We start from the raw sequence: 12,295 nt of genomic DNA on the forward strand, positions 1-12,295 counted from the left end.
GCTGCGGCCCAAATTCAAAAGAGCGTCGCTGGCCCATGATCTACCTTGAATGCATAGACTGTGGCTATGCCTTCAACGCCGTCTGAATCCCTGGAAACGACCGATCCTTATGCCTGGCTAGAAGCCACCCACGATGATGCCGCGTTGGAATGGGTCCGCGCGCAAACTCAACGCACCGAAGCCGAACTTCACGATGCCGACTTTTCGCAAAGGGTCGACGCTATTCGCCGGGTGCTGGATGCTCAGGACCGCATCCCGATGGTCACCAAGCGCGGAGACTACTACTACAACTTCTGGCGGGATGCCGAGCACCGCCTGGGCCTCTGGCGCCGTACCACGTGGGATTCATATCGCACCGAGAATCCCCAGTGGGAAATTCTGTTGGACATGGACGGCTATGCCCTGCAGCAGGGTGAACCATGGCACTTCGCCGGGTCCGCGTTTTTGCGGCCGGCAGAAGGACAGCCACACCGCAGGGCACTCATCCGGTTAAGCCCCGACGGTGGAGATCAGGTGCGTGTGCGTGAATTCGATTTGGAAACCCTGCGCTTCATCGATGACGGTTTCGACCTCGCCGTTGCAAAGACCTCGGCAAGCTGGATCGATGAAAATACGTTGCTGGTCGCTTCGGCTACCAACGAGTCCGATACGACACGTTCAACTTATGCACGCACCGCACGAAAGCTCACCCGCGGTACAGCTCTGGAAGATGCCGAGGTCGTTTTTGAAGTTGCCCAAGAACATGTAGCGGCCTTCTGCTATTTCGATTCGGCTCCGGGCTTTGAACGCATCGTGACTACCGATGCCATCGACTTCTACAACTCACGCACCGGCGTCATCCTCGACGGGACCCACCATAATATTGAGGTCCCGACCGATGTGCAGGTCAGCCTGCACCGCCAATGGGTGTTGTTCGCCCCGCAAACCGACTGGGAACATCATGCAGAGCTCATTCCTGCAGGGTCCCTGGCAATCGGCAATCTCACCGATTTCCTGAACGACGGCCGCATCCAGAAGGTCATCTTCCAACCGGATGCGAAGACTTCCCTGCAAGGCATGGACTTCACCGCCAACTACCTGCTGGTCTCGTTGCTACACGATGTGGCCGCGCAGATTCGGGTATTCGACCTGCGCGAGAACTTTGCCGAAACATCCCTGCCGCTCGCCGACCCGATGCTCAGCGTTTCGGTGGGAGCGGTGGACGATGAGGATGCCGCGACCGCCGATGATTATTGGATGACGGTCACCGGCTTCACCACCCCGACAACCTTATTTCGTGGGTCGATCGGAGCGGAGCCAGAAGTCGTAAAGCGATCTCCCGAGCGTTTTGACGCTGCCGGGTTCAGCGTGACGCAGCATTTTGCGCGCTCCAACGATGGGACTCGTGTGCCCTACTTCCAAGTCGCCGATGCGCGGTTGAAACTCGACGGCGAAAATTCTGTGTTGATGGACGGCTATGGCGGTTTCCAGCACAGCATGACTCCGGGTTATGCCCCGGCTATGGGAGCCGGATGGTTGAGTAGACGCTCCGGCAATGGGCGCCTGCCGGTATACGTCATGACCAACATTCGTGGCGGCGGCGAATACGGCCCCAGCTGGCATCGTGCGGCATTACGCGAAAACCGCCATCGTGCCTATGAAGACTTCGCAGCCATAGCCGAAGACCTGGTCGCCCGCGGTGTGACCCGTCGCGCCCGGCTGGCGGCGACCGGACGGTCCAACGGTGGCCTGTTGATGGGCAATATGATTGCCGGCTACCCGCAGCTGTTCGGCGCGATCTCTTGCGGTGTGCCATTGCTGGATATGCAACGGTATACCCAGCTGGCGGCGGGGCACTCGTGGATTGCCGAGTACGGAGATCCCGACGTTCCACAGGACTGGGTGTTCTTGCGCACGTTCTCCCCACTGCATCGCTTGGATGATCAACCGCACCCGACCGATGATTACCCGGCATCGCTGATTTGGACGACTACCACCGATGACCGAGTTGGCCCCTCTCAAGCCCGTAAGATGGCGGCGAGAATGATCGACAAGGGCATCGCCAACGTTCGCTACCACGAACCGGAAGACGGTGGGCATGCCGGTTCCACGGACAACGAATCGACCGCCAGAATGTTGGCTACGAGCTACGAATTCCTGTGGCGACAGGTACGTTAACACTCTCGTTTTGGAACACTCGACCATGTTCGGGTAGGCTAGATTCTGCTGGAAACAGCGGATGGATACGTGCCAGAGCGGCCGAATGGGCTTCACTGCTAATGAAGTGTCGGGGTTAAACTCGACCGGGAGTTCGAATCTCCCCGTGTCCGCCAAAACCCCCTAGGTGACTAGGGGGTTTTACTTTTCTTCTAGGTCTTTGCAGAATTACTGCTTCCGGATGTCCGCCCGGTATTGGCACGTTAACGCAGAGACCCCCGAACACGGCGGTTGAGCCGAAAGTTCAGGGGCTTTCGATGATCATTTCAGGTCGCGCTCTACATCGTGCGCGGCTTCCTTGATCCGTTCTTCCGCCTCGCGCAGCTTGGCTGCGGCTTCTTCATTTAGCTGCTCGTTCTGCTGCTGGTCATCGCCGATCGGAGGTAAGTTCTCGTCCGCATCCTTGTCGCTTGGATCCACGGTCAGGTTCCTTTCGTGAGCGGTCGAACTGGCTGGTATCTCCTCACGATAGCCATCCATTGAGCACGAAGCAACGAAATTGGCGACGAATCTAGTCCTTGCGCTTCACGAAGGTGCGAAGCATGTTTTGCACGACGTCATCAGGCAATTTCGTGTGGCGCACAATGATCTCGGACATTCGTTCAAGGTCGGTGTGCGCGATGGCGTCAAATAACGCTTCGCGTTCTGCTTCGGGCAGATCGGCCGCGTCGAAGTGCACCGGTCCATCTGGGCCTTGGCCTTCGAAACGAAAATCTGCCACGTTCCCATGCGAGCTTTGCCCGGCAATTGGCGAAGTAGAGATCATGCGTTCAAGGTCTTCGACGGGGAGTCCCGTGTGTCCGTGCAGGATTTCGGCGGCACCAGAAAAGTTCTCGTCCCGCAGCATCGAGAACAGCTGATCGTATTCGTTGGGTGGCAGTTCTTCGCTGGAGAACTCGTGCGCCTCTCCCTCAACTTCGAAGGCCATCTTAAAATGCGTGGCGCTATGTTCTTGCTCGGAGCCGAACTGATTGCTCCACTCTTCGGGAACTACCCACAGATCGTCAGACTTATCCTCATCGGCTTCCGGGGCAACGGCCGGAGACGTCGCCACGCCCGAGTCCTCTTCGGAATCGGCGATCTGAGCTTCCAGCTTGTCCCGAAGCGCCTGAATTTCGGCTTCATCAACCGGCAGTTCCTTAACCGGCGCGGTCTGCGGATAAGCGTCGAGGCTACGCACTGCGATCACGCAGTTCTTTACCGTGTCACCGGTTACCGCACGATAATTCTGCACGGCCCCCATGACGTCGCCCTTAGCAAGGTTCCGATAGATGGCGTTGCGTGAGCTGTCATCGAGCTTCGCGTTTGCATCCTTCGCTGCTTCCCGACTGATAGCTTGCGAAATCTGAGTAGTATTTTTCTTCCGGACAGATTGAAGCCACACGTAACCGAGGGTAATAACAGCAATAGCAACAACGAGCCAGATGACGATCTCCATACATCCAGACTACTTCGTTTAACTGTGCAATTACCCTGCTATGCCCAGAGTGAAAGGCAAAACACCCGGTGCTCCGGCGATCCGCAATGCACGGCCCGCCATCGCCAAGGACCAGCGGGAGTCGGCGAGATCGTCAACCAGCATCACCGGCCCCGGTGCGGTGGACAGCAGTTGATCGATCTGTGCAGGAATTTCGAAGGCGTCTGCCACGGCTGCCAGACGGAAGGCCGAGTTACCGCCCGGTCCGCCCTGTGGCGGCGTCCCGCGGTATTCCAGCTGCCCCAGATAACGTAGCCGGCCGATCTGCGCCAGCCCCTGAGCCAACGAACTGATCAACTGTGGACGCTTGGTCGAGGGCATCGCCAGTACGGCGACCGGACGCTGTTCCCAGTTCCACTCGGCCAGCACCTTGGTGCAGGCCTCGAGCATGGCGGGGTCAATTGGCTTGTCCACCGGGTCAGCGAAGAGCTGACGCAACCGGTTACCCCAGCCTAGGTCGGTCAGTCGTGCCAGCGAGCGGCCGGTGGCCAATTGCTCATCCACCGGGATTTTGCCCTTCAGCGAATGCCCCAGTCGCTGCAGACCCGAGGGGTAGAGCTTGCGTGGTTCTATCTGGACGCCGGCACGCACCAGGGCGGCTTGGGCGTTGTCTTTGGACGCATCCGGGATGTGGTCATCGAACCAGGTGCCAGCGCAGTTATCGCAGCGTCCGCAAGGGGCTGATTCCGGGTCGTCAAGCGCCTTGGTGAGGAACTCCATTCGGCAACCCCGGGTGTTCTCATAATCAATCATCAGGGTCTGTTCATGCACCCGGCTTTGCGCCACTCGCTTATAGCGCTCTGCGTCGTAGGCCCAAGGCATGTCGGTGCGCATCCATCCGCCGGCCACGCGTTCGACGGCACCATCTACTGCGAGGACCTTGAGCAGCAGCTCCAGCGGGGAGCGCCGCAGGTTCACTGCGCTTTCCAGAGCTGGCACGCTCATCGCCCCGTCGGTTTGGGCCAAGGCCTCCAGGACCTGGTTCGCCCGGTTCTGGTCGGGCATGGAGCTGGTAGCGAAATAGTCCCAGATTTCTGCGTCATCCGAGCCCGGCAGCAGCAAGACATCGGCATTGATGCTGCCACGACCGGCGCGACCGACCTGCTGGTAATAGGCAACCGGTGAGCTTGGCGCCCCCACATGGATGACAAAGCCCAGATCTGGTTTGTCGAAGCCCATGCCCAAGGCACTGGTGGCGATGAGCGCCTTGACTTCATTGGCTTTCAGCGCGCGTTCGAGTTTTTCGCGTTCTTCTATGTCGGTGCGTCCGGTGTAGGCGGCAACCGGATGCCCGGCATCGCGCAGCAGCCGGGCGATGTCTTCGGCGGCAGAGACGGTTAAGGTGTAGATGATTCCCGAGCCGTGGAAGTCGTCGATGTGGCTGAGCAGCCAGGCTAGCTGCATTCGGGGCGAGGGCAGGCGGAGCACCCCTAAGCGAAGCGAGTCGCGGGCGAGCGTGCCGCGCAAGGTGAAGACTTCTTGGGTTCCGCCGGAGAGCTGTTCGGCCACGTCCTGCACCACGCGGGAGTTCGCGGTTGCGGTGGTGGCAAGCACCGGCAGGCCCTGCGGGAGACGGTTGATCAGGTCACGAATGCGTCGGTAGTCGGGGCGGAAATCGTGTCCCCAGTCGGAAATGCAGTGGGCTTCGTCAATCACCAACAGCCCCAGGCGGCTCATCAGCATCGGCAGCTGCTGTTCCCGGAAAGAGGGATTGTTCAGGCGCTCGGGCGAAACCAGCAGCACATCGATCTCGTCGCGTTCCAGCTTGGACAGAATCTCGCGCCATTCGAGTACATTGGCGGAGTTGATTGCCGCGGCCCGCACTCCGGCACGCTCTGCCGCGGCCACCTGATCCCGCATCAGGGCAAGCAGCGGGGAGACGATCAGGGTGGGGCCGAAGCCCTGTTCACGCAACAACAACGAGGAAATGAAGTACACCGCAGATTTACCCCAGCCGGTGCGTTGCACCACCAGCGCCCTGCGGCGTTCTTCGACCAGCGCGCTAATCGCTTCGTACTGTCCGTCGTGAAACTGTGCCTCGGGATGCTGTACGAGGGCACGCAGTTTCTGCAGCGCGAGATTCTTCAGATCATTGTGCTGTGTGGCTTCCATATCCACAGTATTTCAGTATCGGCCCACGTTTTTGTTCTCCTCGGCGCGCATTGGGTACAACCGCGTGGAAGTGTAAGCCATTTCCCATGTACTAACTGGCCATTCGCCACCGCCTGGCACCGCCAAACCGGTAGTCTGAATGCTGTGAGTGAAGAAATTGACCTGAACCAGAGTTTCAAAGCCTATGACGTGCGAGGCGTAGTCGGTGAAAGCCTGGATGCCGAAGCCGTCGAAGCTATCGGCGCCGCTTTTGTCGACGTGTTGTCCCTGGCCGGGAAGGATGTCCTCGTTGGCGGCGACATGCGCCCGTCAAGCACGACTTTTGCCCAGGCTTTCGCCCGGGGCGCCACCTACCGCGGCGCCAATGTGGTGATGCTCGGCCTGATCTCCACCGATGAACTTTATTTTGCCTCCGGCAAGCACAAGGCCGCCGGCGTGGTGTTCACCGCCAGCCATAACCCGGCCCAGTACAACGGCATCAAGATGTCCAAGGCCGGGGCACGGCCGATCTCTTCGGACACCGGGCTTTTCGACATTCGTGACTTAGCTCAGCAGTACCTGGATGAGGGCCTGCCGGTTTCCGGTGACGGCGCCCAGGGCACCGTCAGCGAACGCGACGTGCTGGCCGACTACGCAGGCTACCTGCGCGAGCTGGTGGACCTTTCCGCGATCCGCCCGCTGAAGCTGGTGGTTGATGCCGGCAATGGCATGGGCGGTTTGACCACCCCCGCGGTTCTCGGAGATCAGGTCCTTCCCGGCCTGCCGCTGGAGATCGTGCCACTGTATTTCGACCTCGATGGGACCTTCCCGAACCATCCGGCTAACCCGCTGGAACCGGAAAACCTCAAGGATCTGCAGGCGGCGGTGCTGGAGCACGGCGCGGACCTGGGGCTGGCCTTCGACGGGGATGCGGATCGTTGCTTCGTGATCGACGAGCGCGGCCTGCCGTTGTCTCCTTCGGCGATTACCGCCTTGGTGGCGGTCCGGGAGATCGCGCGGGTGCAGGCCGAGGGCGAGCAGCAACCGGTGGTCATCCACAATCTGATCACCTCCAAGGCGGTGCCCGAGTTTGTGCAGAAGTTCGGTGGTGTTCCGGTGGAGACCCGTGTGGGTCATTCGTTCATCAAGGCCGAGATGGCGGTCCAGGGGGCGGTGTTCGGCGGTGAGCACTCGGCTCACTACTATTTCCGTGATTTCTACAATGCCGATACCGGCATGCTCGCTGCCATGCACGTGTTGGCGGCCTTGGGTGAGCAGCAGTTGCCGCTTTCCGAGTTGGGCCGGGAATACGAGCCTTATGTTGCCACCGGGGAAATCAATTCGGAGGTCGCGGACAAGGCTGGTGCCATCGCTCGGGTGGTAGCGCATTTTGCCGGCCAGCCGGTGGACGTCAGCACGCTGGATGGCACAACCTTCAGCGCACAGGACGGCAGCTGGTGGATCAATTTGCGTCCTTCGAATACCGAACCGTTCCTGCGTTTCAACGGTGAAGGCGCCACGGCGCAGCATATCGAACCGATTCGCGATACGGTTTTAGCAATCGTGCGCGAAGCAAACACCACCAAGTAAAGGGGTCAAAGCCATGAATCTCGAAGAACTAGACGAGTCCGTCAAGGACGCACTGAACAAGGTTTTGGGCACCGCACTGGGTGTGGCCCGCGAGCAGCTTGAGGAGCAGGGCGTCTTCCTGCCTTTCGCTATCGCCTTGGAACCCACGGAAGCCGATGGCGAGCCAGAGCTGCGTCTGATCGCGGTTCCACCAACGGACAACCCCGAAGACCCGGATGCGGACATCGACACCGAGGCCATGGCCGCGGATCTGGTTGAGGTGCTCAACCAGCAGGGAACCCACTTCGATGCGATTGCGATCGCCTCGGACGTGCTGCTCGAAGCAGATGACCGCGACGCCATCCATGTGGTGGCCGAGCACAAGGTCGGCGCGGCGCTGGCGATTGTCCAGCCATACGCCATGCCATCCGAACCAGGCGGCGAGTGGACCTTCGAAGATCCTGCCGCGGAATCCGCCGAGTCGGTGTGGGCCAACACCCAGCAGTAGACTTGAGTTCATGAAACTCAGCGCCTTCGCCGACGTGTGCCTACGAACCGTAATGGTTCTAGGCGCACCGGGCGTAGGCCAACTGACCAGCCGTGAAGTTTCCGACCTAGTCGGGGTTCCCTATAACCACGTGGCCAAGGCCGTACTGGAATTGCGCACCCTGGGCCTCATCGAGGTCACCCGTGGGCGTCATGGTGGCGCACAGATGACCGAGCAAGGTTTAGCGTTCTCCGTGGGCGCGCTCTTGCGCCGGCTGGATTGGCGTGAAGATGTCGTGGACTGCACATCTCATGACGCAACGGACGATTGCCCCCTGGCTGGCGGTTGCCGGCTGCGCTTGGCATTGCGGGCGGCCAGAGAAGCCTTTTATGCTTCCCTAGACCCGTTGACGGTCAAAGAGATTTGCGAAAACTCGCCGGCAATTGGTCTCCTCCCCTTCCCCACTGTTCGTCATGGCGCGTAGCCAAGCCCTGGGCTTCCGCTAAGTTCCTGATCGATTTGCAATCATCTTCTACAAGGAGTAGAACTAAAAGCATAATCTTGTATTTCAAATACAAGTTATTCCCGCCTTCAAGGAGACCAGATGCTTTCAAACCAGTCCCGCCCAATCATCGAAGCCACGCTGCCGATTATTGGTCAGCGCATCTCCAGCATCACCCCAAAATTCTATGAGCGGCTCTTTGCCGCTCACCCGCAGCTGCTCGACGGAATCTTCTCCCGGTCGAACCAGAAGAACGGAACGCAGCAGCAGGCTCTCGCCGGCTCCATCGCGGTCTTCGCCGCCCACCTGTTGAATTCGCCAGCGACGCTGCCCGAAACCATGCTGGCCCGCATTGCGCACAAGCACAGCTCGCTCGGTGTCGTCGAGGAGCAGTACCCCATCGTGCATGAGCACCTGTTCGCCGCCATCGCCGAGGACCTTGGCGACGCGCTGACCCAGGAAATCGCGGAGGCCTGGAGCGAGGTGTACTGGCTGATGGCCCACGCGCTGATCAAGATCGAAAAGGGCTTGTACGCTCAGCAGGCAAACGACGTCGTCTACAGCCCGTGGAGGCTCATCGAACGTACCGAAGCTGCCAACGGCTCGCTGACCTTCAGCTTCGAGCCGGGCGATGACACCGCGGCTACCCTAGCCAAGCCCGGACAATTCATTTCGGTGCGCATGCCGATGGCCGATGGCCTGCGCCAGGTTCGCCAGTACACGCTCAGCGCGGATATCGAGAACACCGCACGGCGCACGTTCACCGTGAAACTTGATGTGGCTGGCGAGTTCAGCCCGGTCCTGCATGGCGCGCTGCAGGTCGGGGACGAAGTCGAACTTTCAAATCCCTATGGAGACCTCATCATCGACGTTTCTGGCGCACCGCTGGTCATCGCCACCGCTGGCATCGGCTGCACTCCGAGCGCCGCGGCCCTGAGCACCCTGGCGGCGCACGGCTCGACCCGTGAAATCACCGTGCTGCATGCGGACCGGGACTACGCCTCCTGGCCGCTGCGCGAGCAGATGCTCGATTCGCTGTCCCAGCTGCCACAGGCGAAGCTGCGCACCTGGTTCGAACGCGGAGAACTTCCGGAACGCATCGAGGCCACCGCGGGCTTCATGGACCTGAGCGATCAGGTTGCCGCCGGCAGCCACCTCTACCTGTGCGGGCCACTGCCGTTCATGCACGCGGTCCGCGGCCAGGCGCTGGCCGCCGGCGTCCCAGCCCAGCACATCCACTACGAGGTCTTCGGACCGGATGTTTGGCTAGCAGCCTGAATATAGACCGGCTAAGCGCGGTGCAGCTACATCAATGGGGGCAGCTGCACCGCGCTTAGCTGTCAGCCGAAGCCATTCACTTCTTCTCGGGCTTTTTAGCTTTCGGTTTCTCGTCCGGGACCGCGGACTGCGGCGCTGAGGCTCGCTCCGGCTTTTCTGCGGGCGCTTCAACAGTTGCCGCGCGCTCGGGCTTTGCCTGCTTGGAAGCCTTGGGCTGTTTCGATGGCTTGGCGGTTAACGGATCTACGAGGATCGGGTGGATCGTCGAGTCGGTAATCCAACGCCGCACCACGGAGTTGAACAGCAAGGGGTTCTCAATATTCCATTGGTGGTGCATTCCCGGGACCACCCGGGTCACCGCCTGCCCAAGCTCCTCGCGGAGCGCCGCGAAAGACTTCTGCACGAGTTTGGGTTCTTTGCCCCCAGCCAGCGCGAGCACCGGGCCGGTGTAGGCAGAGAGCCTTTCCGGCACTCCTCCGGGATCCAGATCGTCCATGATGGCGCGCAGATTCTCCGGCTTCAGCATCACCCCGTGTTCGGTGAACAGCTCCCTTTCGTCATCCACCATGCCGTAGGCGCCGGCTTGGAACCGCCAGTACCATTCGCTGCCGATGAGCTTGAGCTGCATCCGGTTCACCGCACGTGCCGCGGCCGGAACTCCGGTGACCGGAGTTCCGGTCAGCAACAGCGAATCGATCAGTTCCGGATGCCGGGCCGCCACATGCAAGGCAATGACACCGCCGAGCGACATCCCGACTAGATGCACTCCGCCTTCGGATACTTCGTCGGCGATCAGCGCCGCCACATCGTCTGCGGCGGAATCCAGTCCCTGCCAGGTTTCTTCGCTGCGCGCGCCGAAGGCCGGCAGGTGCAAGGTCAAGACGTTATAGTCGCCAAAGGCCAGGACCTGCGGATCCCAGCTCCAGTTGCCGACGTTTCCGCCATGCAGGAACACCAGCGTCTGTTCGTGCTTATGCGGCCCCGCCTGCCGGCGAGCCGGATGCAGCTCGGGGTAATCGGTAGCCTCGCGGGTGAATTTCTTCGCCGTGGGCCCCTGATCTTTGCCTAGCGTCATGGCAGATGCTCCAATACTGCGTCGAGCCACTCCAGCTCGGCGGCCTGCTGTCGGATTGCATGGTCCAAGGTGGCGGCCATCAGGAAGCTACGACGGTCCGCGGCAGCTCGCATATCGATGCCCTCGCGCTGCGAGAGGTAGTCATCCAGGATCGCCTGCGTCTTGGCCCGGCGTTCGACCAGCAGCTGGTCGATGTCCTCGCGCGGCAGCTCGGCAGCGAAAAAGACCTGGCCCATGAACGGATCTCGTTCGGCACCGTGGGCCGCGCCGTTGGAAAGCCACCCGACCAGGGCCTCGCGCCCCGCATCGGTGATGTGGTGCTCCTGGCGGTCGGGATAATTCGACTGGGCCACGGTGGTCACCGTGGCCCAGCCTTGATCCACCAGCTGCGCCAACGTGCGGTAGATCTGTGCCTTGTCGGCGTTCCAGAAGTGATTAATAGAGGAGTCAAAGTGCTTCTTGAGCTCGTAACCAGTCATCGGCGCCAAACAAAGCAACCCTAGAATCAATCGTGCCAAAACCATGGATTCATCTTTTCATATTTAGTTGATTTTGCACCCACTTACCCGTCGGTAGCTGGAAACTGAACCCGGATTGTGACAATTCCACGCCGTATTCTTGGCCAACTGACCTGCCTGCACTTCAATCAGAGAGGCCCCGACTCGAAAAAGGTTGTCCCCCTATGAACTCCCAAGCTCAAAGCAAACCGGCCGCCCCGCCACATTCGGGTGGCCGCGCGGCGCTTTTCGTGGTGCTGGGTTCGATCGGAGTGCAGAGCTCCTCGGCAATCTCGGCAAGCATGTTCGAGGCACTCGGCTCACCCGCCGTCAGTTCCTTGCGGCTAGTCCTTGCGGCCGTGGTGCTGCTGGTCTTCTTGCGTCCGACCGTGCGCGGGCACAGCGCGAGCGCGTGGTCGGCGATTGCCTGCTACGGAATCGTCATGGCGGCGATGAACTTGTTGCTTTATAAGGCGATCGAATATTTGCCCCTAGGCGTTGCCGTCACCCTGGATTTTCTGGGCCCTGCGGTGGTGGCGCTGGTGTTCTCCCGCCGTATCCGCGAGGCCGCCTGGGCATTGCTCGCCCTGGGCGGGGTGATTCTCATTGCCGGGCCCGGCGGCCATTTCGATCTGCTCGGCTTCGCCTTCGGCATCGGGGCGGGACTCTGCTTCGCGTTGTATACCCTGCTGGCCGAGAAGGTAGGCAAGGCAGGCGACTCCTCCGTCAGCTCGCTGGCGCTGTCCGTGTCGATCGCCGCGCTGGTCTCCTTGCCCTTCGGCATCCCGAAGGTTGCCGAGGTGACCGGAGCGCAATGGGGACTGCTGGCCCTGAGCGGCGCGATCGGGGTGGCCATCCCCTATCTGGTGGACACCCTGGCGGCTCGCATATCCTCGGCCCGCGTGGTGGGTACGCTGTTCGCCATCGACCCGGCCATGGGCACGCTGATCGGTTGGCTGGTGCTCGGTGAGCAGCTGGGTTGGTTGTCCCTGCTCGGCATCCTTTGCGTGGCGCTGGCCGGTGCCGGGGTGACCTGGTTTGCCGCCAAACCGCCCGGTCCGCTGGAGCAGGTACCCGCGACGGACCTCGCTAGGGAACAAGCGTAGCTAGGGCGGTTTCCGCT

At 60.9% G+C, this 12,295-nt stretch carries 11 protein-coding genes and 1 tRNA gene; 7 read left to right on the plus strand and 5 right to left on the minus strand.

The window, feature by feature from the left end:
* Nucleotides 1–66: 66 nt before the first annotated feature.
* Nucleotides 67–2,157: a prolyl oligopeptidase family protein gene (locus CQ019_RS10760; protein WP_105569675.1), complete on the plus strand. Its 2,091-nt coding sequence runs from the start codon at nucleotides 67–69 to the stop codon at nucleotides 2,155–2,157.
* A 63-nt stretch (nucleotides 2,158–2,220) separates the two neighbouring features.
* Nucleotides 2,221–2,312, plus strand: a tRNA-Ser gene (locus CQ019_RS10765).
* A gap of 145 nt (nucleotides 2,313–2,457) precedes the next feature.
* Here CQ019_RS10765 and CQ019_RS18515 read toward each other — a convergent pair.
* The 3 genes from CQ019_RS18515 to CQ019_RS10775 form a co-directional block, all read right to left on the minus strand.
* Nucleotides 2,458–2,616 (minus strand): hypothetical protein, encoded by a 159-nt coding sequence (locus tag CQ019_RS18515; RefSeq protein ID WP_181148424.1) that lies wholly within the window; start codon nucleotides 2,614–2,616, stop codon nucleotides 2,458–2,460.
* Nucleotides 2,617–2,707: 91 nt separating this feature from the next.
* Nucleotides 2,708–3,634, minus strand: a complete 927-nt coding sequence (locus tag CQ019_RS10770; protein WP_105553386.1) for a hypothetical protein — start codon at nucleotides 3,632–3,634, stop codon at nucleotides 2,708–2,710.
* A gap of 30 nt (nucleotides 3,635–3,664) precedes the next feature.
* Nucleotides 3,665–5,785, minus strand: a complete 2,121-nt coding sequence (locus CQ019_RS10775) for an ATP-dependent DNA helicase RecQ (RefSeq protein WP_096285349.1) — start codon at nucleotides 5,783–5,785, stop codon at nucleotides 3,665–3,667.
* Nucleotides 5,786–5,929: 144 nt separating this feature from the next.
* On the opposite strand from CQ019_RS10775, the gene CQ019_RS10780 reads away from it, so the two are divergent.
* The 4 genes from CQ019_RS10780 to CQ019_RS10795 all read left to right on the plus strand — a co-directional run bounded on the left by CQ019_RS10780 (nucleotide 5,930) and on the right by CQ019_RS10795 (nucleotide 9,600).
* Nucleotides 5,930–7,354 carry a phosphomannomutase/phosphoglucomutase gene (locus tag CQ019_RS10780; protein ID WP_105553387.1) on the plus strand — a complete coding sequence of 475 codons (1,425 nt, stop codon included), beginning with the start codon at nucleotides 5,930–5,932 and terminating at the stop codon, nucleotides 7,352–7,354.
* Between the two features lie 13 nt (nucleotides 7,355–7,367).
* On the plus strand, nucleotides 7,368–7,841 hold the full coding sequence (locus tag CQ019_RS10785; protein WP_096285353.1) for a hypothetical protein: 474 nt from the start codon (nucleotides 7,368–7,370) through the stop codon (nucleotides 7,839–7,841).
* A 10-nt stretch (nucleotides 7,842–7,851) separates the two neighbouring features.
* On the plus strand, nucleotides 7,852–8,304 hold the full coding sequence (locus CQ019_RS10790; protein WP_105553388.1) for an Rrf2 family transcriptional regulator: 453 nt from the start codon (nucleotides 7,852–7,854) through the stop codon (nucleotides 8,302–8,304).
* 120 nt (nucleotides 8,305–8,424) lie between these two features.
* Nucleotides 8,425–9,600: a globin domain-containing protein gene (locus CQ019_RS10795; protein WP_105553389.1), complete on the plus strand. Its 1,176-nt coding sequence runs from the start codon at nucleotides 8,425–8,427 to the stop codon at nucleotides 9,598–9,600.
* 76 nt (nucleotides 9,601–9,676) lie between these two features.
* Here CQ019_RS10795 and CQ019_RS10800 read toward each other — a convergent pair whose 3' ends face one another.
* Nucleotides 9,677–10,675, minus strand: coding sequence for an alpha/beta fold hydrolase (locus CQ019_RS10800; protein ID WP_096285359.1), 999 nt, complete (start codon nucleotides 10,673–10,675; stop codon nucleotides 9,677–9,679).
* A complete protein-coding gene (locus CQ019_RS10805) occupies nucleotides 10,672–11,199 on the minus strand; it encodes a PadR family transcriptional regulator (RefSeq protein WP_096285361.1) in 528 nt (175 codons plus the stop codon). The genes CQ019_RS10800 and CQ019_RS10805 overlap by 4 nt, the downstream gene beginning before the upstream one ends.
* A 158-nt stretch (nucleotides 11,200–11,357) precedes the next feature.
* Here CQ019_RS10805 and CQ019_RS10810 point away from each other — a divergent pair, with 158 nt between their 5' ends.
* A complete protein-coding gene (locus tag CQ019_RS10810; protein ID WP_105553390.1) occupies nucleotides 11,358–12,278 on the plus strand; it encodes a DMT family transporter in 921 nt (306 codons plus the stop codon).
* The last annotated feature ends 17 nt before the right edge of the window (nucleotides 12,279–12,295 follow it).

Source organism: Arthrobacter sp. MYb229, assembly GCF_002975405.1.
Classification (GTDB): Bacteria; Actinomycetota; Actinomycetes; order Actinomycetales; family Micrococcaceae; genus Glutamicibacter.